Origin of the sequence: Allocatelliglobosispora scoriae, assembly GCF_014204945.1 — a bacterium.
Taxonomy (GTDB): domain Bacteria; phylum Actinomycetota; class Actinomycetes; order Mycobacteriales; family Micromonosporaceae; genus Allocatelliglobosispora; species Allocatelliglobosispora scoriae.
This window is the reverse complement of record NZ_JACHMN010000003.1, coordinates 329333-354359: the sequence shown is the minus strand read 5'-3', so window position 1 is coordinate 354359 and position 25027 is coordinate 329333. Positions and strand designations below refer to the sequence as shown.

General features: G+C 69.9%; 23 protein-coding genes and 1 riboswitch. Of the genes, 6 read left to right on the top strand and 17 right to left on the bottom strand.

The features are described 5' to 3' along the window. A complete protein-coding gene (gene rimO, locus F4553_RS28285; RefSeq protein WP_312875567.1) occupies positions 1-1467 on the bottom strand; it encodes a 30S ribosomal protein S12 methylthiotransferase RimO in 1467 nt (488 codons plus the stop codon). Between the two features lie 118 nt (positions 1468-1585). Further along, a riboswitch (guanidine-III (ykkC-III) riboswitch) is annotated at positions 1586-1653 on the top strand. Positions 1654-1665: 12 nt separating this feature from the next. On the opposite strand from rimO, the gene F4553_RS28280 reads away from it, so the two are divergent. Then, a complete protein-coding gene (locus F4553_RS28280) occupies positions 1666-1944 on the top strand; it encodes a CBU_0592 family membrane protein (protein ID WP_184841794.1) in 279 nt (92 codons plus the stop codon). 10 nt (positions 1945-1954) lie between these two features. Here F4553_RS28280 and F4553_RS28275 read toward each other — a convergent pair whose 3' ends face one another. The 3 genes from F4553_RS28275 to F4553_RS28265 form a co-directional block, all read right to left on the bottom strand. Next, on the bottom strand, positions 1955-3073 hold the full coding sequence (locus F4553_RS28275) for a low temperature requirement protein A (RefSeq protein WP_184841792.1): 1119 nt from the start codon (positions 3071-3073) through the stop codon (positions 1955-1957). After that, a complete protein-coding gene (locus tag F4553_RS28270; protein ID WP_184841790.1) occupies positions 3070-3711 on the bottom strand; it encodes a DUF8737 domain-containing protein in 642 nt (213 codons plus the stop codon). The genes F4553_RS28275 and F4553_RS28270 overlap by 4 nt, the downstream gene beginning before the upstream one ends. A gap of 116 nt (positions 3712-3827) precedes the next feature. Continuing rightward, entirely contained in the window at positions 3828-6284 is a 2457-nt protein-coding gene (locus F4553_RS28265) for an FtsK/SpoIIIE family DNA translocase (RefSeq protein ID WP_184841788.1), read from the bottom strand. 197 nt (positions 6285-6481) lie between these two features. Between F4553_RS28265 and F4553_RS28260 the strand changes: the two genes are divergently transcribed. Then, the gene (locus F4553_RS28260) at positions 6482-7180 is read left to right on the top strand and encodes a hypothetical protein (protein ID WP_184841786.1); all 699 of its coding nucleotides are present in this window, start codon (positions 6482-6484) and stop codon (positions 7178-7180) included. Positions 7181-7226: 46 nt separating this feature from the next. Here the strand turns inward: F4553_RS28260 and F4553_RS28255 are convergent, their stop codons facing one another. The 3 genes from F4553_RS28255 to thyX all read right to left on the bottom strand — a co-directional run bounded on the left by F4553_RS28255 (position 7227) and on the right by thyX (position 10668). Continuing rightward, a complete protein-coding gene (locus F4553_RS28255) occupies positions 7227-8915 on the bottom strand; it encodes a ribonuclease J (RefSeq protein WP_184841784.1) in 1689 nt (562 codons plus the stop codon). Beyond that, positions 8912-9808, bottom strand: coding sequence for a 4-hydroxy-tetrahydrodipicolinate synthase (dapA, locus tag F4553_RS28250; protein WP_184841783.1), 897 nt, complete (start codon positions 9806-9808; stop codon positions 8912-8914). Before dapA ends, F4553_RS28255 begins: the two co-directional genes overlap by 4 nt. Before the next feature lie 116 nt (positions 9809-9924). Continuing rightward, positions 9925-10668 (bottom strand): FAD-dependent thymidylate synthase, encoded by a 744-nt coding sequence (gene thyX / locus F4553_RS28245; RefSeq protein ID WP_312875566.1) that lies wholly within the window; start codon positions 10666-10668, stop codon positions 9925-9927. A gap of 213 nt (positions 10669-10881) precedes the next feature. On the opposite strand from thyX, the gene F4553_RS28240 reads away from it, so the two are divergent. Together F4553_RS28240 and F4553_RS28235 are read left to right on the top strand one after the other, a co-directional pair. Next, complete coding sequence (locus F4553_RS28240; protein ID WP_184841779.1) at positions 10882-11364, top strand: YlcI/YnfO family protein; 483 nt, start codon at positions 10882-10884, stop codon at positions 11362-11364. A 56-nt stretch (positions 11365-11420) separates the two neighbouring features. Next, positions 11421-12221, top strand: a complete 801-nt coding sequence (locus tag F4553_RS28235) for a DUF4097 family beta strand repeat-containing protein (protein ID WP_184841777.1) — start codon at positions 11421-11423, stop codon at positions 12219-12221. Between the two features lie 60 nt (positions 12222-12281). On the opposite strand, the gene F4553_RS28230 is transcribed toward F4553_RS28235, so the two are convergent. Together F4553_RS28230 and F4553_RS28225 are read right to left on the bottom strand one after the other, a co-directional pair. After that, positions 12282-12785: a DUF2752 domain-containing protein gene (locus tag F4553_RS28230; RefSeq protein ID WP_184841775.1), complete on the bottom strand. Its 504-nt coding sequence runs from the start codon at positions 12783-12785 to the stop codon at positions 12282-12284. Positions 12786-12880: 95 nt separating this feature from the next. Further along, entirely contained in the window at positions 12881-14080 is a 1200-nt protein-coding gene (locus F4553_RS28225; protein ID WP_184841773.1) for a winged helix-turn-helix domain-containing protein, read from the bottom strand. Positions 14081-14155: 75 nt separating this feature from the next. On the opposite strand from F4553_RS28225, the gene F4553_RS28220 reads away from it, so the two are divergent. Then, on the top strand, positions 14156-14677 hold the full coding sequence (locus tag F4553_RS28220; RefSeq protein WP_184841771.1) for a GNAT family N-acetyltransferase: 522 nt from the start codon (positions 14156-14158) through the stop codon (positions 14675-14677). Here F4553_RS28220 and F4553_RS28215 read toward each other — a convergent pair. Further along, a complete protein-coding gene (locus F4553_RS28215; protein WP_376776349.1) occupies positions 14591-15871 on the bottom strand; it encodes a glycosyltransferase 87 family protein in 1281 nt (426 codons plus the stop codon). The two genes, F4553_RS28220 and F4553_RS28215, sit on opposite strands and share 87 nt — an antisense overlap. Before the next feature lie 68 nt (positions 15872-15939). On the opposite strand from F4553_RS28215, the gene F4553_RS28210 reads away from it, so the two are divergent. Then, positions 15940-16521, top strand: a complete 582-nt coding sequence (locus F4553_RS28210) for a GNAT family N-acetyltransferase (protein WP_184841769.1) — start codon at positions 15940-15942, stop codon at positions 16519-16521. A gap of 90 nt (positions 16522-16611) precedes the next feature. Here the strand turns inward: F4553_RS28210 and dapB are convergent, their stop codons facing one another. The 7 genes from dapB to F4553_RS28175 form a co-directional block, all read right to left on the bottom strand. Further along, on the bottom strand, positions 16612-17367 hold the full coding sequence (dapB, locus tag F4553_RS28205; protein WP_184841767.1) for a 4-hydroxy-tetrahydrodipicolinate reductase: 756 nt from the start codon (positions 17365-17367) through the stop codon (positions 16612-16614). Between the two features lie 234 nt (positions 17368-17601). Further along, positions 17602-18894, bottom strand: coding sequence for a M16 family metallopeptidase (locus F4553_RS28200; protein ID WP_312875417.1), 1293 nt, complete (start codon positions 18892-18894; stop codon positions 17602-17604). Continuing rightward, entirely contained in the window at positions 18891-21215 is a 2325-nt protein-coding gene (locus tag F4553_RS28195) for a polyribonucleotide nucleotidyltransferase (RefSeq protein ID WP_184841763.1), read from the bottom strand. The genes F4553_RS28200 and F4553_RS28195 overlap by 4 nt, the downstream gene beginning before the upstream one ends. 123 nt (positions 21216-21338) lie before the next feature. Continuing rightward, positions 21339-21608, bottom strand: a complete 270-nt coding sequence (rpsO, locus tag F4553_RS28190) for a 30S ribosomal protein S15 (protein WP_184841761.1) — start codon at positions 21606-21608, stop codon at positions 21339-21341. Positions 21609-21752: 144 nt separating this feature from the next. Further along, on the bottom strand, positions 21753-22679 hold the full coding sequence (locus tag F4553_RS28185) for a bifunctional riboflavin kinase/FAD synthetase (protein WP_184847016.1): 927 nt from the start codon (positions 22677-22679) through the stop codon (positions 21753-21755). 8 nt (positions 22680-22687) lie between these two features. Then, complete coding sequence (gene truB / locus F4553_RS28180) at positions 22688-23635, bottom strand: tRNA pseudouridine(55) synthase TruB (RefSeq protein ID WP_184841759.1); 948 nt, start codon at positions 23633-23635, stop codon at positions 22688-22690. A gap of 5 nt (positions 23636-23640) precedes the next feature. Then, positions 23641-24969 (bottom strand): MATE family efflux transporter, encoded by a 1329-nt coding sequence (locus F4553_RS28175; protein ID WP_184847014.1) that lies wholly within the window; start codon positions 24967-24969, stop codon positions 23641-23643. Positions 24970-25027: the final 58 nt, after the last annotated feature.

Here is a 25027-nt window from a genome sequence, read left to right as displayed (position 1 = left end):
CTATCGGCCGTTCGCGGCGGCGCTCAGCATTTCGACGGGAACCGCAACAAGATCGACGCCGTTGGTGCCGACGACCCGGGCCCGGACCAGGTCACCGGGGTGCAGGGCGCCCAGGTCGACCCCGTCGTCGCCGGTGACGAGCGTCGTCGATCCGTCGACCTCCGGTGCCTGGTGCTCGGCACGACCCTCGACCCCGTCGCCGATCGTGTCGACGAGCACGTCGACCGTCGAGCCGAGGCGCTCCTCGGCCCGCTGGGCGCATAGCTCCTCGGAGAGCGACAGGAGCTTCTCGTAGCGGCCCTTGATCGTGCGGGCACCGACCTTGCGGTCCATCCCGGCGGCCTCGGTGCCGTCCTCGTCGGAGTAGTCGAAGACCCCGACCGCGTCGAGGCGGGCCTCGGTGAGGAAGCGCTCCAGCTCCTTCACGTCGGCGGCCGTCTCGCCGGGGAAGCCGACGATGAAGTTGGAGCGGGCACCGAGCTGCGGCGCGAAGGCGCGGGCGCTGGCGAGCAGCTCCAGGAACCGGTCGGTCGACCCGAAACGCCGCATGCGGCGCAGCACCGCCTCGGAGGAGTGCTGGAAGCTGAGGTCGAAGTAGGCGGCGATGCCCGGTGTCGTCGCGATCGTCTCCACCAGGCCCGGGCGGGTCTCGGCGGGCTGCAGGTAGCTCACCCGGACCCGGACGATGCCGGCGATCGCGGCGAGCTGCGGCAGCAGCTTCTCCAGCGCGCGGGGGTCGCCGAGGTCCTTGCCGTACGAAGTGGAGTTCTCGCTGACCAGGACCAGCTCGCGGACGCCCGTGCCGGCCAGCCACTCGGCCTCGGCGAGCAGCTCGTCGGGGGTGCGGCTGACGAAGGCGCCCCGGAAGGCCGGGATCGCGCAGAAGGAGCAGCGGCGGTCGCAGCCGCTCGCGAGCTTCAGCGAGGCGACCGGCGACGAGTCGAGCCGGTGCCGCAGCACCCCGCGCAGGTGGGCCGGGGTGGCCGAGTCGTTGAGGAGGGTGGCGTGGCCGGGGACGCTCGCACCGGATGCCTGGCGGGCGACCGGGGTCAGCGGCAGCAGCTCGCGGCGGTCGCGCGGGGTGTGCGAGGTGAACTTCTCCCCCTGCAGCACCTTGTCGAGGGTCGCGGCGATCGACGGGTAGTCGTCGAACCCGAGCACGGCGTCGGCCTCGGGCAGGCTCTCGGCGAGCTCCTTGCCGTAGCGCTCGGCCATGCAGCCGGCGGCGACGACCTTGGCACCCGTGCTCGACGCCGCGAGCAGGGTCTCGATCGAGTCGCGCTTGGCCTTCTCGACGAAGCCGCAGGTGTTGACGAGGACGACGTCGGCGTCCTCGCCGTCGGTCGTGATCGACCAGCCGTCACCGGCGAGGCGGGCGGCGAGCTCCTCCGAGTCGACCTCGTTGCGGGCACAGCCCAGCGTCAGGAGGGCGACACGGCGGCCGGAACCCTCGGTGGGCGGCGAGATCGGGGAGGTCGTGATGGAGTCGAGCACCTACCGAGAGTACCGGGCGCCCCCGACAGACCTTCGGTGCCGTTGGTCACCGAACCATCTCCTTTACTGCGGAAATTGGCTAACCTGGTCGATAGACCGCGCGTGATCGCCGGTCCCGGACGAGAGCCCGCCGTACCCGGCCTGCGAAGACGGCGCGCAGAAGAACAGTTCATGAATCATGACCTGCTGCAGATCGTCGGCGCCCTCCTCGTCCTCACCGCCTTCGCACTCACCCAATCGGGCGTGCTGAATCCGAAGGCCGTCGCCTATCTCCTCCTCAACATCGTGGGCGCTGGCGTGCTGGCGTGGCTCGCCTGGACCACCCGGGACTGGGGCTTCCTGCTGCTCGAAGGCGTCTGGACGATCGTCTCCCTGATCTCCCTCGCCACAGTGACCCTCCCCCGCCCCAGGAGGACGCCCCCGCACGCCCAGGATCTCCGCAAATCGTGAAGAGTTGGTTCTAAGGAGCCTGAGGAGCGACGGCCGCAGCGGCGCGATCGCGATGCGCCTCGGCGGCGATGACCGCCACCAGGACCACCAGCAGGGCCGCGAGCTGGGCGGCGGTGTTGACCACTCCGAGGGGGCAGGTCAGCAGCGCCGCCAGGCCGCCGAGGACGCGGAACCGGCGCGTCCCGATGCCGAGGACGCCCCGGAAGAGCGCGTCGCTGAGCAGGAAGACCGCGACACCGCCGCCGAGCACGAGGGCCTGGGCGAGGTAGAGGTGTCCGTCGGCGTACGCGGCGGCTTTTTTGACACCCGCGGCGAACGCGACCACGCCGAAGAGCAGGGGGTAGTGGGCGAACCCGAAGGCGTGGATCGCCTTGCGGCCGCGCAGCCTCGACGGCGTCGCGTCGAGGGCGTGCTCGGCCCGCTCGTCGTCCCCGCCGAAATAGATCCACCAGAGCAGGAAGGCGAGCGTCAGCCCCAGCATCGCCACCGCGATCAGCGGGCCGTCGAGCGGCAGGTCGGCGGCGCCCACGCCGATCGCGACGATCGACTCGCCCAGGGCGATGATGACGATCAGCCCGTGCCGCTCCACGAAGTGCGCCGACGAGATCGACCACTCGCCGAGCGGGTGCAGGTAGGGCGAGGCGGCCTGCACGACGAGCGCGGCGCACCAGGCGATCAGCCGCCAGTCGTGCGGGAGGAATCCGCCGATCAGCACCAGCGACGCGCTGAGCAGATTGAGCGGGGCGAGCATGCGCATCGCCGCCGGGCTGGCCCGCAGCAGCAGGCCGCTGTGGATCGCGTTGACCACGAAATAGCCGACGCCGAAGGCCCAGCCGCTGCCGTCGAAGGAGCCCGGGATCGCGAGCGCGATGAGCAGGAAGCCGCCCATCCCGGCGAGCAGCAGCCCGCGGCGGACGTTGTCCGTGGGCGCAACGGTGTTGGTGAGCCAGGCGTAACCGTCGTACATCCACCAGATGATGCCGAGCATCAGCACCACCCGCCCCGCGCCGGCCCAGGTCAGGTCGGCGGCGAGGTTCTGGGTGAGCTGGGTGATGGTGAAGACGAAGACCAGGTCGAAGAAGAGCTCCAGTGTGGAGACCCGGACCACGGATTCCTGCGGTTGCGTCACCCAGGGAGGGTATCCAGTGCCCGGAACCGCACCAGCGCCAGCAGGTGCACGATGATCAGCAGGGGTACGAAGTAGGTCGGGATCAGCGACAGCGGCAGCTCGGCCATCGGCGGGATCTCCTTCGTCCCGTCCGCGAGCACCGTGTACGCGGTGATGTCGTTGATCGCTCCCAGCGTGATCGCGACGATGAAGTCGAGGATCCCGAGGACCGTCCAGGTGACGAAGACGGCACCCGCCGCCCGGCCGCGCCGCGCGACATAGCCGGCGACGAACGGCGCGGTGACGGCGAGGGCGAGATCGCCGAGCCCGGCCGCGAGCGAGAAGTCGTTCGGCAGCAGCGACTGCGCATAGAGGGCGAGGAACGAGAAGCCCGCCATCCGCCACCCCTGCAGGTAGATGAGCAGTGACAGGTCGAGCCCCTGCGCCCAGGCGCGGACCCGGCCGGAGAAGACGAGCAGCCCGATGCCGATGAGGGTGGGCACTCCGGCGGCGAGCGCGATCCGCAGCGGCGGGTCGTCGGCGTTGCGGGCGACGATGCCGGTCGCCCCGGCCCAGAAGGCGAGCGCGAACCAGACCACGGCGATGCCGATGAAGAGCTTCATGCTCCGAACGGGCGCGGCGGCGGACGGTGTGGCCACGATGACTCCCTCTCCATCGCCCGCAGCGCGCAGGCAATGCACGAGAATCTATCTATGGCCGCTCCGTCTGTCCATACTGTCCTATCGCTGACGTGCGGACTTGTTCGTCACACGGCCTATTCTTCACTCGGCCCCAGCGAGTCCAGGAACTCCGCCAGCTCGTCGGGCTTGATCAGCACCTCGCGTGCCTTGGAGCCCTCGGAGGGGCCGACCACGCCGCGCGTCTCCAGCAGGTCCATCAGGCGGCCCGCCTTGGCGAAGCCGACCCGCAGCTTGCGCTGCAGCATGCTGGTGGAGCCGAGCTGCGACACGACGATCAACTCCGCCGCCTGCATCAGCAGCTGGAGGTCGTCGCCGATCTCCTCGTCGACCTTCTTCTTCGTGTCGAGCGCGGGCGCGAGCACGTCGGGGCGGAACTCCGGCTCACGCTGCCGCTTGCAGAAGGCGACGATCTCGGCGATCTGGTCCTCGTCGACCCAGGCGCCCTGGATCCGGATCGGCTTGGAGGCGCCCATCGGCAGGAAGAGCGCGTCGCCGCGGCCGATCAGCTTCTCCGCGCCGGGCTGGTCCAGGATGACCCGCGAGTCCGAGAGCGAGCTCGTCGCGAACGCCAGCCGCGACGGCACGTTCGCCTTGATCAGGCCGGTCACGACGTCGACCGAGGGCCGCTGGGTGGCGAGCACGAGGTGGATCCCGGCGGCGCGGGCGAGCTGGGTGATCCGCACGACGGAGTCCTCGACGTCGCGCGGTGCCACCATCATCAGGTCCGCGAGCTCGTCGATGATGACGAGGAGGTACGGGTAGGGCTTGATCACCCGTTCCGAGCCGGGCGGTGCCGTGATCTTGCCCGCGCGTACCTGCCGGTTGTAGTCGTCGATGTGCCGCACACCGGAGGCCGCGAGGTCGTCATAGCGCATGTCCATCTCGCGGACCACCCATTCGAGGGCGTCGGCGGCCTTCTTCGGGTTGGTCACGATGGGCGTGACCAGGTGCGGGATGCCCTCATAGGCGGTGAGCTCGACGCGCTTGGGGTCGACGAGCAGCAGCCGCACCTCGTCGGGGGTCGACCGCGCGAGCAGCGAGACGAGCAGCGAGTTGAGGCAGCTCGACTTGCCCGCGCCGGTCGCACCGGCGATCAGGATGTGCGGCATCTTGGCGAGGTTGGCCATGACGTAGCCGCCCTCGATGTCCTTGCCGAGCGCCACCGCGAGCGGGTGCGTCTCGTCGTCGGCCGCGCGCGAGCGCAGCACGTCGCCGAGGGCGACGTTTTCCCGGTCGGTGTTGGGCACCTCGATGCCGACGGCGCTGCGCCCCGGGATCGGGCTGATGATCCGCACGTCCGGTGACTTCACCGCATAGGCGATGTTGCGGGAGAGCTGCGTGATCCGCTCGACCTTGACACCCCGGCCGAGCTCGACCTCATAGCGGGTCACCGTCGGTCCACGGGTGAAGCCGGTCACATCGGCGTCCACATCGAACTGCTCGAAGACGTGGCGCAGGGCCGCGATGACGTCGTCGTTGGCCTTGGAACGCGACTTCGGCGCCTCGCCCGGTCGCAGCATGGTGGCGGGCGGCAGGATGTAGTCCCCGCCCAGGCCCGGGACCGCGAGCTGCTCCATCTTCGCCGGTGGCGGGGTGTGCTGCGGCGGTTCGAGCCGCTTCGCCGTCGATTCGATCACCTTGGCCGGCTTGCGCCGACGCAGCTCGACCGTGAGCTGGCCATCGCCGAGATCCTGGTCGTCGTCGCCCTCGAAGGGGTTGGCGAGCGGTCGCGGTCGCCGCTGGCGGACCGGCCTCGGCTCGTCCTCCTCCTCGTCCTCGTCGGTCGCGCTGCCCGTACCCAGCAGGGAATCGCGCAGCGCGAGCAGCTTCGCGGGCACGCGGTGGATCGGGGTCGCGGTCACCACGAGCAGACCGAACCCGAAGAGCAACACCAGCAGGGGTACGGCGACCCAGCCGCTCACTCCGCTGGCGAGCAGGTATCCGGAGCCCTGGCCCAGCAACCCGCCCGCGTGCTCCCACTGGATCACGTCCTGGGGATCCTGGCTGAGGTCGAGCAGCCCGGTGCTGGCGACGATCAGGCTGCCCCAGCCGACGAGCCCCGAACCACGCCGCTCGGCGACCTCGTCCGGTTGGCGCATCAGCCGCACCGCGCCGTAGAGCAGCAGCAACGGCAGCGCCATCGAGACCGAGCCGAAGAAGAAGCGCACCTTGGACGCGATCCACTCGCCGACCGGGCCGCCGGAGTCGAACCAGATCGCCACGATGAGCAGCAGACCCATGCCGACGGCGAGCAGCGCCCGGCCGTCCTTGCGGTGCTCGGACTCGAGCTCCCGGGCCGTCGCCGCCTGAGCGCCCAGCGCGCGGACGGACCAGCCGACACCGTGCGCGAGCCCCATCCAGACTCCGGTGATGACCCTGCCCAGCACATCGAGCGGGCCCGGGATGTTGGCACCGCGGCGGGGCCGGGCCGGTGTCGTTCGGCGGCCGGCCGGCGTGGCGCGCGATTTGGCAGCCGCGCGAGTCGGTGTCGTGGCCCGACGGCGGCTCGGTTGAGAGGTTCGGCCGGCCATGCACTACACCGTAGTGGAGATCATCAACAGAACCGCACTTTTCCCCGTCGTGTCATGCCACCAATACGGGCCGGCCTGTGGTAATTGCAGTCTCAGTCTCGTGCCAAATCGGGTTGATAACCGCCAATCAACCGGGCCCCACAGCGCCGGACCGTCCCGATAGGATCGGCAGCTCCTTCGTCATGGAGCATCGACACATGTCTGATCATGGGCCGCTTGCGGCACCGAGCGACCTCGCCTGGCCGGATCGTGCGTACCCGCCCCGGCGGCGCTGGCTCTGGCCGGTGCTCGGCCTGATCGTCGTCCTCCTCGGCGGTGGCGGTGCCGCAGCCGTGCTGCTGCTTCCCCGCACCGCCGCACCCGCCGCCGCGGAGGTGATCGAGACACCCGCCTCCCCGCCGCCTGCGTCCACCTCGCCGTCGGCCCCGGCGCCGCGGGTCAGGCTGGTCGTCCCGACGAAGCTGGTCGGCTACCCGCGGTTCACCAACCCCGAGGTGGAACGCGCGCTCATCGCCGCGAAAGAGCAGTTGGGGGGTACGGCGAAAGCGGCCGGCAGCGTCGTCAGCGGAATCTACGGCGACCCGGCCAAGCGGCAGCTGCGGATGTTCACCGCGTTCCAGGTGAGAAACCCGGATCAGGTCGCGACGCTGGACGCCTTTCCGCGTACCCTCCGGCGGGTCGGCGCCTCGATCGCCACCGACTTCGCCGAGGTCCCGGCCGGACCGCTCGGCGGCACGGCGCGCTGCGGAGATGTCGTCCGCGACGGCACGACCATGGCGATCTGTGTCTGGGTCGACGGCGAGACAGCCGGCCAGGTGACCTTCTACTTCGTCCAGGCCTCGGCGATCAGACGGGACTTCCTCCAGGCACGCGGCGAGATCGAGCTCGTCGCGTGACCCCGGATCGCCGCAACTCTTGAAGAGTTGCGGCGATCTTGAGCGGTCAGACCTCGACGACCGTCGGGACGATCATCGGGCGCCTGCGGTAGGCCTCGTTGACCCAGCGGCCCACGACCCTGCGGACGACCTGCTGGAGCTGGTGGGGATCGGTGACGCCGTCGGCCGCGGCGCGATCCAGCGCCTCGGTGATGATCGGCAGCACCGGGTCGAAGACCGACGGGTCCTCGGAGAAGCCCTTCGCCGAGAGGGTCGGGCCGGCGACCACCTTGCCGGTGACGGAGTCGACCACGACCGTGGTGGCGATGAAGCCGCCGTCGCCCAGGATCCGGCGCTCGGTCAGCAGGCTCTCGCCGACATCGCCGATCGCGAGGCCGTCCACGTAGACGTAGCGGCTCTTCACGTGGCCGACCACGGAGGCCATGCCGTCGACGAGGTCGACGACGTCGCCGTCCTCGCAGAGCACGATGCGGTCGGGCGCCACGCCGCTCTCCTCGCCGAGCCGGGCGTGGGCGCGCAGGTGGCGCCACTCGCCGTGGACCGGCATGAGGTTGCTCGGCTTGACGACGTTGAGCAGGTAGAGCAGCTCACCGGCGGGGGCGTGACCCGAGACGTGCACCTTGGCGACGTCCTTGTGGATCACCTTCGCACCGGCCCGGGAGAGCTGGTTGATGACTCGATAGACGCTGGTCTCGTTGCCCGGCACCAGCGACGACGCCAGCACGACCGTGTCGCCCGCGGCGATGGTGATGTGCCGGTGGTCGCCGGTCGACATGCGACCCAGCGCGCTCATCGGCTCGCCCTGCGAACCGGTGGACATGAAGACGATCTTCTCCGGCGGCAGGTTGGTCGCCTCGTCGAGGCTGACCAGCATCCCGGCCGGGATGCGCAGCAGGCCGAGGTCGCGGGCGATGCCCATGTTGCGGACCATGGAGCGGCCGATGAAGGCGACCTTGCGGTCGTGCTCCCCCGCCGCGTCGAGGACCTGCTGGACGCGGTGCACGTGGGAGGCGAAGGACGCCACGATGACGCGGCCGGTCGCCTTGTTGAAGATCGAGCTGATCACCGGGCCGATCTCGCGCTCCGGCGTGACGAAGCCCGGGATCTCGGCGTTGGTCGAGTCCGAGAGGAGCAGATCGACGCCCTCGGCGCCCAGCCGGGCGAAGCCCGCGAGGTCGGTGATCCGGCCGTCGAGCGGCAACTGGTCCATCTTGAAGTCGCCGGTGTGCAGCACGAGCCCGGCGGGGGTGCGGATCGCGACCGCCAGGGCGTCCGGGATCGAGTGGTTGACCGCGAAGAACTCGCACTCGAACGGGCCGAGCCGCTCGCGGCCGCCCTCGACGACGGTGAGCGTGTAGGGCTTGATCCGCCGCTCGGCGAGCTTCGCCTCGACCAGGGCCAGCGTGAACTGGGATCCGACGAGGGGGATGTCCTGCTTGTGCGCGAGCAGGTAGGGCACGGCTCCGATGTGGTCCTCGTGGCCGTGCGTCAGCACGATCGCCTGCACATCGCCCAGCCGGTCCAGGATCGGCGCGAAGTCGGGCAGGATCAGGTCGACGCCGGGTTGCTCGACATCGGGGAAGAGCACTCCACAGTCGACGATCAGCAGCTTGCCGCCGAATTCGAAGACGGTCATGTTGCGGCCGATCGCGCCGAGGCCGCCGAGCGGGGTGATCCGCAGACCACCCTCCGGGAGCGGGCCGGGCGGATCGAGGTCTAGATGAGGTTGACTCATATCGTTACTCCCGCGGCCGATGCATCGGCCCTCAACTGCTCGAGCTCGGCTGGTGTGGCGTCGACCAACGGCGATCGCATCGGTCCGGCGGGCTGGCCGAGGGCGTTCATGGCCGCCTTGACGAGAATCGCGCCCTGCGTGCGGAAGATGCCCGTGTAGAGGGGCATGAGCTGCCGGTGCAGGCGCAGAGCCGCCGCCACATCGCCACGCTCGAAGGCGTGAATCATCTGTTTGGTGCTCGCGCCGGTGAGGTGCGTGGACGTGCCCACGACACCGACCGCACCGACGGAGAGCAGGGGAAGGGTGAGAGCATCCTCCCCCGAATAGAAAGCGAGGTCGCTGCGCTGCAGCACCCAGGAGGACGCGGTGATGTCGCCCTTCGCGTCCTTGACCCCGATGACGTTCTCGTGCTCGGCGAGCCGGACGAGCGTCTCGGTGGTGATCGGCACCCCGGCGCGATGCGGGATGTCATAGAGCAGGATCGGCACCGACGTCGCGTCGGCCACCGCGGTGAAGTGCTGGATCAGGCCGGCCTGCGGGGGCTTGGAGTAGTAGGGCGTGACCACGAGCAATCCGTGGGCGCCGGCCTTTTCCGCAGTGCGGGCCAGCTCGATCGTGTGAGCGGTGCTGAAGGTGCCGACTCCGGCGACGACCTGTGCGCGGTCGCCGACCGCCTCCAGGACGGCGCGCAGCACGGTCTCCTTCTCAGCATCGGTGGTAGTGGGGCTCTCGCCAGTGGTTCCGTTGACAACCAGTGCGTCATTGCCCTGAACATCCACGAGCCACGTCGCCAGCTTCGCCGCACCGTCGGCGTCGAGCGAACCGTCGCCTCGGAACGGGGTCACCATTGCGGTGAGCAGGCGGCCGAATGGCCGCTGGGCGTCGTGCTTCATGACTTCCAACCTATATGAGGAGGTATGCCGTGGAGAATGGACTTACAACCTGATGACATGCGCTAGCTGGAGCTCTTCATCGAGCCTACGCGGTGATGACACCCGGCCGAACTCGCTTACGACTCCCAGCTGAACTCGCTCGCCGCGATCTCGGATCCGTCGGCGAGCTTGCTGATCTTGAAATCGGCGAAGACGTTGGGTGCGACGCCCTGGAGCTGGCGCAGGCACTCGATCGCCAGCTCGCGGATCTCCACGTCGGCGTGCTCGGTCGCCCGCATGGCGATGAAGTGCCGCCATGCCCGGTAGTTGCCGGTCACGACGATCCGGGTCTCGGTGGCGTTGGGCAGCACGGAGCGGGCCGCCTGGCGGGCCTGCTTGCGCCGCAGCGTCGCATTGCCGACGTGGGCGAACTTGGCCTCAAGCCCCTCGAGCAGCTCCGTGTAGGCGCGGACGGCGGCCTCGCTCGCCGCGACGAACCTCTTGTGCAGCTCCGGGTCCTCGGCGATGACACCCGGCTCGACCATGGCCGCGTCCCGCTCCGGGACATAGCGCTGGGAGAGCTGCGAATAGGAGAAGTGCCGGTGCCGGATCAGCTCATGGGTGAAGGACCGCGAGACGCCGGTGAAGTAGAACGTGACGGTTCCGTGCTCCAGCACGGAGAGGTGCCCGACCTCGAGGATGTGCCGGAGGTACCCCTCGTTGGTGGCGGTCGCCGGGTTGGGCTTGGCCCACGACTGGTAACACGCCCGCCCCGCGAACTCCGCGAGCGCCTGCCCGCCCTCGGCATCGGTCTCCCACGGCACCCCGGCCGGGGTCGCGAATTGAGTCCAAGCGATCAAGGCTACCTGCGGCGAAACGATCTCAGTCACCCCAGCACATTACCGGGACGCTTTCTCGGCGACCCGTCCAGGGTTGACCTGCAACTGGATTTCCGGAGGGTCGGCGCGACTCACGCAAAATTTTCGGCGAGGCGACCCATTTCCGCGAGCCCCCGGAGAGAGTGACGTCAACCTGACGTACGCCAGACGCCACTCTCGCTTGAAATGACGTCGCAGTGATGTCATAGTGATGTCATGGAGCTGTCGCCGTACCTCGAATCTCTGCAACGCGATCTGGAGGCCGCCGCCGCGCCCGGTGGCGAGCAGATCATCCGCGCCGCCGAGCTGCTCGCCGGATCGCTGGACGCCTCCGCCCGGCTGTGCTTGCTGGAGGCCCTCTCCGACGCAGCGGCCGAGATCACCAGCAAGCTCTCCAACACCAGCGTCGACGTGCGGCTGCGTGGGCGGGACGCCGATTTCGTCGTGATCGAGGCACCCGTCACCGAGCAGTCGTCCGAGCAGCCCGCCCCCGCCGCCATCCCGGACGGTGCCGAGCAGACCCGCATCACCCTGCGCCTGCCCGAGCCGCTCAAGGAGGCGGTCGAGCGGGCTGCCGCCGCCGAGGGCGTCTCGACCAACGCCTGGCTCGTCCGGGCCATCGCCGGGGCCGTCCGCCCGGCCACCATCCATCCGTCGAGCCGAGCCGGGAATCGCATCACCGGCTTCGCCCAGGCCTGATTCAGCCGCAGCGCGCGGGCCCGAGCCTGCGCAGCCCACCCAGAGGAGTGCTTCCCATGAGCGAGTTCCCTGTCTCCGGACCGATCACCGCGGAGATCCGGATCGGCGACGGCCGCGTGGAGATCCTGGCCGAGCCCCGGCAGACCGCCACCGTCACGATCGAGGCGATGGAGCAGACCGACCAGAGCCGCGAGGCAGCGGCCCGGACCACCGTCGAGATGCGCGGCGACAGGCTCGTCGTGCACACCCCGGACCGCGGGACGGGGTGGTGGAAGCGCAGGGGAGCGCCGGTGCGCCTCGTCATCGCCGTTCCGGCCGAGAGCAGCGTCGAGCTGAAGCTCGCCTCCGCCGACGCGGTCTGCGAAGGCGCCTACCGGTCCGTGACGGCGCACATCGCGAGCGGCGACATCGTCGTCGACCGGGCCAGCGGTGACGTCAACGTCCACACCGCGAGCGGCGACGTGCGCGCCAACCAGGTCGGCGGCGAGCTGAAGATCCACTCCGCCTCCGGCGACAGCGAGGTCGGCTCGGTCGACGGCGCCGTCCAGGTCCACTCGGCGAGCGGCCACGTCGAGATCAAGCGGGCATCCGCCAACGTCAAGGCCACCACCGCCTCCGGCGACATCCGGGTCGGTGAGGTACGCAGGGGCCTCGTTAAGATCAACTCGGCCAGCGGCGACCTCTCCGTGGGTGTGGCCCCCGGCACCGGCGTCTGGCTGGATGTCAACGCGATGTCCGGCCGCGCCCGCAGCGATCTCGACTCGGGTTCGGCCAGCGCGACCAGCTCCGCCGCCGAACTCTCCCTGCACCTGCGGACCATGTCCGGCGACGTGCACGTGCACCGCGCGGTCGCCTGACTCGGATGACACGAGGGGCCGGTGCGGATCCGCACCGGCCCCTCGTCGCGTTGGTGTTCGTCAGACGTAGAACCAGGTGAACGGCGCGAAGGGAAGGTTGCGCAGCACCGTGAAGACACCCCAGGCAGCCAGGAAGTAGGCGATCGTCTTGGGGCTGACCTGCAGCTGCGGCACCCGCCAACCGAAGGCGGTCTTGGCTGCCCAGGCCACATACATATAGATCAGGAACGGGACCGCGAAGACGAAGAGGATGTGGTGCCGGGCGGCAGCGGGCAGGTCGCCGTGCAACAGGTACCAAGCGGCCCGGGTGCCGCCGCAGCCGGGGCAGTCGAAGCCCGTCGTCAGCTTCACCAGGCAGCTCGGCGCCTCACCCGCCTGGGAGACCGTCGGGTCCATCCAGATCGTGTAGCCCAGCGCACCGGCGATGCAGGTGAGCGCGGCGGCCGGTGCCAGCCAGCGGGGTGAGCGGGCGGCGATGCGGTCCATCAACCGGGTCATCCGGTCACGCTGCACCGGGGCGCCAAAGGGGCCTGTCGCCATGGGCGGCTGGACCTGCGTCGTCATGGATCAGACGTTACACCGGGGACGCCCGTCTCGAGATCCACTCGACCGGGGAAGATCCCTCGGCCGAACGGCGCCACGACAAGAACTCCCCCGCGCTAGTGCACGCCCCCGAGCAACGGCGCCAGGTCTCCCCGCTCCGGTGGGGCGATGCTGTCCAGGCCGAGCCAGTCGGCGAGGCGCCGGAGCTCGATCGCGAGCGCCTCGGCTGTCGCACCGGCCTTGGCACCCGGCTCCAGCCAGGCCGCCGGCACCCGCAGCACGCCGGCCTTGCGGTCGGCCTTGAGGTCGACGCGGGCGGCGAAGCGGTCGCCGTGCAGGAACGGCAGCACGTAATAGCCGTGCACCCGCAGGGCCTCGGGCACGTAGATCTCGATGCGGTAGCGCAGGTCGAAGAGGCGCTCGGTGCGGTGGCGCTCCCAGATCAGCGGGTCGAACGGGCTCACGACCGTGGAGGCGTGGATTCGGCGCGGGATCCGGGCGTCACGGTGCAGGTAAGCCTGGTGCCGCCAGCCCTGCACCGCGACCGGGATGAGCACCTCTGCCTCGACCAGCTCCGCCACGGCCTGCCGGGAGGCTGCCGGGCTCAGCCGGAAATAGTCGCGCAGCTCCGGCTCGGCGGCGACGCCGAACCCGGCCGCGGCGATCTCCACCAGCCGCCGGGCCGCCTCCGCCGGGCTCGGCGTGGGCAGGTTGACCACGTCGGCCGGGAGCACCCGCTCGGTCAGGTCGTAACGCCGGGCGAACGACGCCGTGCGGCCCGCCGAGGTGATGTCGCCGGCGAAGAAGAGGAACTCCAGCGCCTTCTTCGCATCCGACCAGTTCCACCCCCAGTGGCCGGTCGCGCGGGGGACATCCTCCTCGATCTCGGCCGCGGTGACCGGGCCGCGCCGGGCCACCTCGTCGAGCACCCAGGCGACCAGGTCGGGCCGCTCGGAAGCGATCTTGCGAGGGCCGCCCCACGCCCGCGTGTGCGCCTCCGCCATCCGCCACCGCAGCGCCGGTTGCAACTCGACCGGGACGAGGGAAGCCTCGTGGCCCCAGTATTCGAAGAGCCAGCGCGGGCGGCGGGCCGAGGCGCGATCGAGCAGCTCCGTCGGGTATGCCCCGATGCGGCTGTAGATCGGCATGTAGTGGGCCCGCTGCAGCACGCTGACCGAATCGATCTGCAGCAGCCCGGTGCGCGCCACGACACCACGCAGGTGGCGTGCGGTGACGGCGCCACGGGGCGGTGCCGCGCCGAATCCGGTGGCGGCGAGCGCGATCCGCCGGGCCTGGGTCGTCGAGATGCTGTCCATCGGCGTCGACGGTACCGGCGGGGTCCGACAGAAATCCCGTTGGCCGCCCCGGCCGCCGTCGATAGCCTGCTCGCCATGGTCACCATTCGGGCGGAGCGGATCGAGGACGCCGACGCGATCGCGGGCAACCACATCGCGGCGTGGCGGGTGGCGTACCAGGGAATGATCCCCGACGACGTGCTGGACGCGCTCGATCCGGCCGAGTGGGCGCAGCGCCGGCGAGCCGGATTCGGAGCCGCAGCGCGCCCCGCCGCGCTCGTCGCCGTCGATGATCGCGATGTGCCGGTCGGGCACGTGATGACCGGGTCCTACCGCGTGGACCAGGATCCGGAACGGCAGGAGAGCTCGATCGGCGAGATCTGGGCGATCTACTGCCACCCGGACCAGTGGGGTCGCGGCACCGGGAAGGCGCTGATCGAGGCCGGACTCGCCGCGCTGCCGCAGTCCGTCGTGCGGCTGTGGGTGCTCGCCGACAACCTACGGGCCCGGCGATTCTACGAGCGCAACGGGTTACACCCGGACGGGACGACCGCGCTCTGGACGCCGCGTGGCAGTGACGTCAGCCTGCCCGAAGTCCGCTATGCCATCGTCCGCTAGGGCCGGGGCCGGGCGGACGATCGGTGTCGCCAGCAGCAGCGCGAGGCAGATCCAGACATAGGCGTTGCTGCCCAGCACACCCGCGACGCCGGTGACCGGCCAGCCGAGACCGTAATCGGCGTCGAAGAGCCAGACGACGCGACTCGACAGGAGCACATAGACGGCGGCGGCGAGCCCCAGCAGGCGCCAGTCACGGCGCTCCGCTCCGCGCTTCACCAGCAGCAGGATCGCCGGGATCAGCCAGACCAGGTGGTGAATCCAGGTCACCGGGCTGATCAGGCAGCCCACGATGCCGGTGAGGGCGAAGCCGGTCGCCTCGTCGCCCGCCGCCACCGCGCGCCGCGAGCGCACGATCCAGACGGCGAGGGTGGCGAGCACCAGCACCAGCCAGAGCAGCTTGCTCGGGTGGGCGTCGTCGAGACGGGCCACGAGGCCCTGCAGCGACTGGTTGGAGACGAAGGAGAGGCGGCCGATGCGGTCGGTGTCCCAGATCGCCGAGGTGAAGAACTCCCGTGCGGCGTCCGGCGCGATCGCCGCCGCGAGCAGGGTCGCCCCCGCCGCCGACCCCATCGCCACGAAGGCGGCCTTGATCCGTCCGGTGACGAGCAGATAGATGATGAACACGCCCGGTGTCAGCTTGATCGCCGTGGCGAGTCCGATGCCGACACCGGCCCACCACCGGCCCCGGCGGAGACCGAAGAGCAGGTCGGCACCGACCAGGGCGACGAGCAGCATGTTGACCTGGCCGAAGAGGAACGTCTCCCGCAGCGGCTCGAACGCCATCAGCAGCGCCAGCGCGATGGCGACCGGGAACCAGCCCGCTCGGCCCCGGCCCTCGGCGAGCAGCCACCAGATCACGAGGCCGGTCGCGGCGAAGGTCGCGATCGAGGCGAGCACGATCGCCACCGGCCAGCTCACCAGCACCATCGGCAGCATGGCGATCGCGGCGAAGGGCGGATAGGTGAAGCCGTATGTGCTGGCCGGGCGGATGAAGTCGTAGAGCTCGCCCTGGCCCGAGGTCCAGTAATTGATCGCGCCCCAGTAGACGTTGAGGTCGAAGAAGCCGTGCCGCTGGGCGAAGGCCGCGTCGAAACCGAGCGCCACGGCGACGAGCAGCACCACGAGGCCGACTCGCACCCGCGGCCGGGCCAGGAGCGCGCCGGTCCGCCCGGCGCCGACCCGCCCGGAGTTGATCCCCTCGGCTCGCACTCCTGGTCCTCCCCTGACCGCCGTCGAGACGGCTCATCGTAGGCTCTCTGCTCATGGCTGTCGGCTTTGTCCGACCGGCGCGTCCAGACGACGCCGGTGAGATCGCACGTATCCAGGTGGCGACCTGGCGGGTCGCCTATCGGCGGCTGCTCCCCCGGCAGGTGCTGGACGGGCTGGAGGAACCCCTGCTCGCCGAGCGCTGGCTGGAGGCGATCACCGCACCACCCAGCAAGGCACACCGCGTGCTGATCGCCGTCGACCAGACGGGCGACGAGAAGATGGAAGCACCTGACCAATCTTACGTGGTGGGCTTCCTCGCGTCAGGCCCAGCAGATGAGAACGCTCTCGCACCCGACGAGGATCACACCGCGTTGGGCGAGGATGTGGCGGCGATCACAGAGATGCTCGTCGAACCTCGCTGGGGCCGCCGCGGACACGGCAGCCGGCTGCTGGCCGCGAGCGTCGACCTCTGGCGCGAGTCGGGCCTGCGGATGGGTGTCGCCTGGTCCTTCGAGGCGGACTCCGCGACGACGAAGTTCTTGACGTCAGCCGGCTGGGCCCCCGACGGCGCAACCAGGGCGCTGGACGTGGAGGACATGCTGGTCCCCCAACTCCGCCTCCACGCAGCCTTGTAAGGCCCTGAATTCGCGTTGATCAAGGGAAGACTCGCCGCATATCGGGCACCCCCGATGGTGAGTCTTCCCTTGATCAACGCGAATTTGTGGTCAGAGGAGGTCGCCCAGGCCGATCGTCAGGCCGGGACGGTTTACCACCGCGCGGATCGCCAGCAGGACGCCGGGCATGAACGAGCTGCGGTCGAAGGAGTCGTGGCGGAGCTTCAGCGTCTCGCCCTGAGTGCCGAAGAGGACCTCCTGGTGCGCGACCAGGCCCATGGACCGCACCGAGTGCACCCGGATGCCGTCGATGGTGGCACCACGCGCGCCGGAGACCTCGTCCTTGGTCGCATCCGGCACGATGCCCAGGCCGGCCGCCGCACGAGCCTCACCGATGATCTGAGCCGTACGCAACGCGGTGCCGCTCGGAGCGTCCACCTTCGCCGGGTGGTGCTGCTCGATGATCTCGACACTCTCGAAGTACTTCGCGGCGCGCTCGGCGAACTCCATCATCAGCACCGCGCCGATCGCGAAGTTGGGCGCGATGACCACGCCGACCTCGGGCTTCTTGTCCAGCCACGACTTGACCCGGTCGAGCCGGGTCGGCGTGAAGCCGCTGGTGCCGACGACGACACTGATGCCCTGGTCGATGCACCAGTGCAGGTTGTCCATCACCACGTCCGGGGTGGTGAAGTCGACGACGACTTCGGCGGCGGCGTCGGAGGCGTTGAAGAGCCAGTCACCTTGATCGATCATGGCGACCAGCTCCAGGTCGTCCGACCTGTTGATCGTCTTGCAGACCTCCTGGCCCATCCGGCCACGAGCACCCAGCACACCCACCCGAATGGGTTCATTCTCCTGCGTCACATGCGTAACCTAGCGGATCGTGTCCGCCGCCGCCCGGGTAGCGCCCCAAGATCCCATTCCGGCCGCCCCCGTCCCGCTCGGCTCGCGCAGCTCACCGGCATGATCCGGCCACCTTCGCTGAAGATGACGTGATCAAGCCCCATGATCCGGCCGTCTTCGCCGAAAACGGCGTGATCAAGCACCGTGATCCGGCCATCTTCAGCAAAGATGGCCGGATCATGGAGGTGACAACCGCTAGAAAACCGTGTCCGACGGGAACGCGCCGACCACCGCGAGCGACATCGGCGCGGTGAGCATCTCCACCGCGATCTCGGCCACCTCGTCCAGGGTGACCGAGTCGATCCGCGCGAGCAGGTCGTCGACCGAGAGCACGTCGCCGAAGAGCAGTTCGCCCTTGCCGAGCCTCGTCATCCGCGAGCCGGTGTCCTCCAGCCCGAGCACGAGCGAGCCCTTCAGCATGCCCTTGCCCCGGCGCAGCTCATCAGCGGTGATCCCGCCCCGCGCCGCCGTGTCGAGCTCGGCACGGACGATCGAGAGCACCTCGGCGACCTTGCCCGGCGCGCACCCGGCGTAGACGCCGAACGTGCCGGTCTCGGCGTACTGCGCGGTGTAGGAGTAGACCGAATATGCCAGGCCCCGCTTCTCCCGGATCTCCTGGAAGAGGCGCGAGGACATGCCGCCGCCGAGCACGTTGTTGAGGATGCCGACCGCGAAACGCCGCTCGTCCCGCCGTCCGATCGCCAGGCCGCCGAGGACCAGGTGGGCCTGCTCGGTGTCCTTCTCCCGCACGACGGTCACGGGCTCGAGGACGGGAACCCGGCGGCTCGTCGGGCGCGGCGGTGCGGGCGCGGCGGTGCCGGCTGACAACGGCGTACCCGCGATGGCTTCGGTGACCAGGCGCACGACCTCGGCGTGAGTGAGGCGACCGGCCGCAGCCACGACCATGACCGGCGGCTTGTAATACCGCCGGTAGAAGCTGTTGATCTGCTGTTGGGTCATCGGCGTGATCGTCTCGGTGGTGCCCGAGATGAGCCGGCCCAGCGGATGGCCGCCGTAGAGCGCGGCCATGTGCAGGTCATGGACCTCGTCGCCGGGCTCGTCCTCGGTCATCGCGATCTCTTCGAGGATGACGCCGCGCTCGGTCTCCACATCGGAGGGTTCGAGGATCGAGTCGGCGACCGCGTCGCAGACGACATCGATCGCGAGCGGCAGATCCTCGTCGAGCACCCGCGCGTAATAGCAGGTGTACTCCTTGGTGGTGAAGGCGTTGGTCTCGCCGCCGACCGCCTCGATCTGCGAGGAGATCTCCAGCGCGGAGCGCTTGTTCGTGCCCTTGAAGAGCAGGTGCTCCAGGAAGTGCGACGCGCCGCCGAGGGCGGGCGTCTCGTCGCGCGAACCGACGTTGACCCAGATGCCGAAGGAGACGCTGCGCATGGCAGGGATCTCCTCGGTGATGATGCGCAAACCGCTGGGGAGGACGGTCCGCTCGACCGTCCCCCCCAGGGCTTGTGCTGAATTACTCGTCACTCGCGACGGGTCCGGCGGCGGCGCTCCGGGTCGTCGCCGTCACGGCGCGGACCACGGTCACCACGGTCGGCCGAACGCGGCCCACGGTCTTCCTTGTCCCGCGTCGCGGGCCGGTCGCCGTTGGCGACGGGCGCGGGGCGCTCGACACCCTCCGGCAGCACCTTGTCCAGGTAGATCTTGCCGCGCGAGTCGATCTCGGCGATCTCGACCTCGACCTTGTCGCCGACGTTGAGGAAGTCCTCGACCTTCTCCACGCGCTTGCCGTCGCCCACCTTGGAGATGTGCAGCAGGCCGTCGCGCCCCGGCAGCAGCGAGACGAAGGCGCCGAACGCCGCCGTCTTCACCACGGTGCCGAGGAACTTGTCGCCGACCTTCGGCATCGTCGGGTTGGCGATGGCGTTGATCCGGTCCACCGCGGCCTGGGCCGACGGCCCGTTGGTCGCGCCGACGTAGATCGTGCCGTCGTCCTCGATGGAGATCTCGGCGCCGGTCTCGTCCTGGATCGCGTTGATGGTCTGGCCCTTCGGCCCGATCACCATGCCGATCTTGTCGACGGGGATCTTCACCGAGGTGACGCGAGGCGCGTACTCGCTCATCTCGCCGGGCGCGTCGATCGCGGCCTGCATGACGTCGAGGATGGTGTGGCGCGCGTCGTGGGCCTGGCGCAGTGCGGCCGCCAGGACCTCCGAGGGGATGCCGTCGAGCTTCGTGTCCAGCTGGAGCGCCGTCACGAAGTCACGGGTGCCGGCGACCTTGAAGTCCATGTCGCCGAAGGCGTCCTCGGCACCGAGGATGTCGGTCAGCGTCACATACTCCGTCTTGCCGTCGACCTCGTCGGAGATGAGGCCCATCGCGATGCCCGCCACCGGCGCCTTCAGCGGCACACCGGCCGTGAGCAGCGACAGCGTGGAGGCGCAGACCGAGCCCATCGAGGTGGAGCCGTTGGAGCCCAGCGCCTCGGAGACCTGGCGGATCGCGTAGGGGAACTCCTCGCGAGCCGGCAGCACGGGGATGAGGGCCCGCTCGGCGAGCGCGCCGTGACCGATCTCGCGGCGCTTCGGCGAACCGACCCGACCCGTCTCACCGGTGGAGTAGGGCGGGAAGTTGTAGTTGTGCATGTAGCGCTTGGTCTTCGCCGGCGACAGCGTGTCGAGCGCCTGCTCCATGCGGAGCATGTTGAGCGTGGTGACACCCATGATCTGGGTCTCGCCGCGCTCGAAGAGCGCCGAACCGTGCACGCGGGGCAGGACCTGCACCTCGGCGGTGAGCGGGCGGATGTCCGCCGGACCACGGCCGTCGATGCGGACCTTGTCCCGCAGGACGCGGGCCCGGACCTCAGCCTTGGTGAGCGAGCGGAAGGCGGCCGAGACCTCCTTCTCACGCCCCTCGAACTGCGGCGCGACCGACTCGATGACAGCGGCCTTGACCCGGTCGAGGGCCTCCTCGCGGTCGGCCTTGCCGGAGATCTTCAGAGCCTCGCCCAGGTCGCCCGAACCGGCGGCCTTGACCGCGGCGTAGACGTCGTCGGAGTAGTCGAGGAAGACCGGGAACTCACCGGTCGGCTTCGCGGCCTGGGCGGCGAGCTCGGCCTGTGCGCGGCACAGCTCGGCGATGACCGGCTTGGCGGCCTCGAGGCCGGCGGCCACGATCTCCTCGTTGGGCGCCACGGCGCCACCGGCGACCAGGGCGATGGTGTTCTCGGTGGCCTCGGCCTCGACCATCATGATCGCAACGTCGTCACCGACGACGCGACCGGCGACCACCATGTCGAAGGTGGCGCGGTCGAGCTCCTCGTGGGTCGGGAAGGCGACCCACTCACCGTCGATGTTGGCGACCCGGGTCGCACCGATCGGGCCGGAGAACGGCAGGCCCGCGAGCTGCGTCGAGAGCGAGGCCACGTTGATCGCGACCACGTCATAGGGCGTCGTCGGGTCGAGTGCGAGAACGGTCACGACGACCTGGATCTCGTTGCGCAGGCCCTTGACGAAGGACGGGCGCAGCGGGCGGTCGATGAGCCGGCAGGTCAGGATCGCGTCCTCGGAGGGACGGCCCTCGCGACGGAAGAACGAGCCGGGGATGCGCCCTGCGGCGTACATCCGCTCCTCGACGTCGACCGTCAGCGGGAAGAAGTCGAACTGCTCCTTGGGCTGCTTGCTGGCGGTCGTCGCGGAGAGAACCACGGTGTCGCCGAGCTGTGCCAAGGCCGAACCGGCTGCCTGCCGGGCGAGACGCCCGGTCGAGAAGACGACCTCACGGGTGCCGAACTTCCCGTTGTTGATCACAGCCGTGCTGTGCTGAGAGCCGAGAGTGGTCTCGGTCATGTGATGGAACTCCTCTGCCACGTCTTTGGCGCCGGGCAGGTTGCCCGGACGCTGCAACCGAGCGAGCACGCTGCTCGCACGGCTGTAAAAAAGGGGAGCGGCCGAGGCCACTCCCCTCCGAGGTCATCGACGGATGCCGAGGCGCTCGATGAGCGTCCGGTAGCGCGCGATGTCCGACTTCGAAAGGTAGGCCAGCAGCCGCTTGCGGCGGCCGACCATGAGCAGCAGACCACGACGGCTGTGGTGGTCGTGCTTGTGCACCTTGAGGTGCTCGGTCAAGTCCTTGATCCGGCGGGTAAGGACCGCGATCTGGACCTCCGGCGAGCCGGTGTCCCCTTCGACGGTCGCGTGCTCCTGCATGATCTGAGTCTTGAGCTCTGCTGCGAGCGCCATGATCTCCCTAACGGTAGATGTGGGTTTCCTTCGATCTCGCACCCGCGGCGTCGGGCAGGCACGCGAGACCTCGCCGGAAGCCGGCGACACTCCAAGGTTACCAGCAGGCGGACTACCCTCCGACACAGATACCGCAACAATCCGTCACGTGTTCAAGATCACCCTGGTCCGGGCCACGTCGTCGGTGATGGCGGTGATCAATTCATCGATGCCGTCGAAGCGGAGCATCCCGCGCAGATGGGCGACGAAGTCGATCGCGAGCCGCTCACCGTATAGATCTCCGTCGAAATCAAGGACGTATGCCTCGACCCGGCGCTCGGTGCCCGCGAAGGTCGGGTTGGTGCCGACCGAGATCGCCGCGGGCAGCGCCTGACCGGCCCGGATCAGCCTCCCGGCATAGACGCCGTCGGCCGGGATCGCCGCGAACCGCCCGGTGAAGAGGTTCGCCGTCGGGAAGCCGATCTCCCGGCCCCGCTGGTCGCCGCGGACGACGACACCCTCCAGCCGGTGCGCCCGCCCCAGCGCCGATGCGGCCGCCTCGACATCCCCGGCCGCCACGCAGGCGCGGACATAGGTCGAGGAGAAGACGGTGCCGTCGTCGGTGAGCAGCGGCGCGCCCTCCACCGCGAAGCCGAAGCTGCGTCCCAGCTTCGTCAGCAGCGCGACATCCCCGGTCGCCTTGTGCCCGAAACGGAAATTCTCCCCCACCACGACCGCCGACGCGTGCAGCTGCTCCACCAGCACGTCGTGCACGAACGCCTCGGCGGGCAGCTTCGAGAAGTCCTGGGTGAAGGGGATCACGCAGAGCGCGTCGATCCCGAACTGCTCGACCAGCTCCGCCTTGCGGGTCGGGCTCGTCAGCATCGCCGGGTGCGAGCCGGGCCGCACCACCTCCGACGGATGCGGGTCGAAGGTGACCAGCACCGACGGCACGCCCAGCTCCTCGGCCCGCGCCACCGCATAGCCGATCGTCTGCTGGTGTCCCCTGTGGACACCGTCGAAGACGCCGATCGTCACGACCGAACGCCCCCAGCCGCGCGGCGCCTGGTCCGCTCCCCGCCACCGTTGCATAGCCATCTCTAGGACGCCCCTACCAGCACGATCTCAGCGCGGGCCTTGCCGCCGCGCTCCGACACCACGGCGAGCGGCGCGCCGTCCGCCCCGAAGACCGCATAGGGCCCGGCTATTCCCACGGGTTCGAGCGGTCCGCCGTGCGACAGGATCCGCGTCTCCTCCACATCGGCGTCGCGGACCTGGAAGACCCGGCGCAGGGCCGCGGGCAGCGGCAGGGTCACCGGGTCGGCGAGCTCCGCGAGCTCCTCCAGGGTGGCGGCCTGCTCAAGATCAAAATCTCCCACGTGGGTACGCCGCAGAGCCGCCAGATGGCCGCCGACCCCCAACCGGGCGCCCAGGTCCCGAGCGATCGCCCGGATATAGGTTCCCGAGGAGCAGGCCACCTCGACGTCGATGTCGACGAGTCCGGGTTCGCTCCGCCGGATCGCCGAGACCTCGATCCGCGAGATCGTCACCCGACGGGCTGCCAGCTCCGGGGTCTTGCCATCGCGTACCTGCTTGTAGGCGCGGACACCGTTGACCTTGATGGCGCTCACCGCGCTCGGCACCTGGTCGACCTCACCGGTCTGCGCCGCGAGCCCGGCCGCGATCTCCGCGTCGGCGACGTGGCCCGCGTCGGCTCCACCGGTCACCTCGCCCTCGGCGTCGTCGGTGAGCGTCGACTGCCCGAGCCGGATCGTGCCCCGATAGACCTTGCCCACGCCCACGACGTAGGTGAGCAGTCTCGTCGCCCGCCCCACCCCGATCACGAGTACGCCGGTCGCCATCGGATCCAGCGTCCCGCCGTGCCCGACCCGCCGGGTCCTGGCGAGGCGACGGCAGCGGGCGACCACGTCATGCGAGGTCATCCCGCCCGGCTTGTCCACGATGATCAACCCGTCGGTCACTGCTTCGGCTGCCACCCGATCAGCCTGCCAGCCCAGCCGTCGAGAAGCTCCGCCGGGTCCGCCCATCCTGGCTAGCGGGTGGCGCCGGTGACGGCCCAGGCGCCGTTGCGCATGCGGAGCAGGAGCGCGATCAGGCGGATCACGATGAACATGGTCAGGCCGAACCAGATGCCGCCCAGGCCGAGGTCGAACGCGTACGCCGCCCAGATCGCGGGGAGGAAACCGCACAGGGCCGCCACGAGGGTGAGGTTGCGCAGGTAGCGGGCATCGCCGGCACCCACCATCACGCCGTCCAGCGCGAACACCACTCCGGCCATCGGGAGCATCGCCACGAACCAGGGCCAGACGATGAGGGCCTGTGCGCGTACCGCCGAATCGGTGGTGAAGAGCGCGGGGAGCGCGACGGCACCGACACCGATGACCACCGCGAGCCCCAGGCCGAGCAGGCCGCCGATGCGGCCGATGCGATCCGCGGTGCGGCGGGCCTGGTCCCCGAGCCCGGCGCCGAGCTCCGCCCCGACCAGGGACTGGGCCGCGATGGCGATCGAGTCGAGGGCGAACGCGCAGAACATCCAGAGCTGCAGCGCGATCTGGTGCGCGCCGATCGCGGCGGCGCCGAAGCGGGCGGCGACGGCGGCGGCGGAGAGGAAGCAGGCCTGGAAGGCGGCACCGCGGACCAGCAGCGCGCCGTTGAGCGAGAGCTGCCCGCGCAGCATGTCGGCGCGGGGCGCGAGCGGAGCGCGTTCGCGGGCGAGGGCGAGCAGGAAGAGCAGGCCGCCGATGGTCTGCGCGGCGACGTTGGCGATCGCCGAACCGGTCAGCCCGAGCCCGGCGGGGTAGACGAGCAGCGGACAGAGGATCGCGGAGAGCACGTTGGCGCCGATGACGTAGTAGAGCGGCCGACGGGTGTCCTGCACGCCGCGCATCCAGCCGTTTCCGGCGAAGGTCAGCAGGATTCCGGGCATCCCGAGCGCTGCGATCCGCAGCCACTGCTCGGCACCGGCGGCGATGAGGGCACCGTCGGGGCCCGATCCGGCGAGCGAGCGGGTGAGCGGCCCCGCGACCGCCTCGACCCCGACGACCAGGGCGAATCCGGCGGCGAGCGCGAGCCAGGAGGCCTGGACGCCCTCGATCACGGCGGGGAGGCGCTCGGCGGCGCCGAACCGGCGGGCGGCGCGGCCGGTGGTGCCCATGGCGAGCACGTTGCCCAGCCAGGCGGCGAGGCCCATCACGCTGCCACCCAGCGCCAATGCGGCGAGCTGGACCCGGCCCAGGTGGCCGACGACCGCCATGTCGACGAGGACATAGACCGGTTCGGCCGCGAGGACGACGAGCGCGGGCAGCGCGAGAGCGACGATCCGCTGGAGGCTCGCGGGTGCGGGCGCGGCTGGGGCGGTGATGGTCACGCGACCATCGTGCCGACTCCGAAGTAAGGAGTCAACAACATATCGATAATTA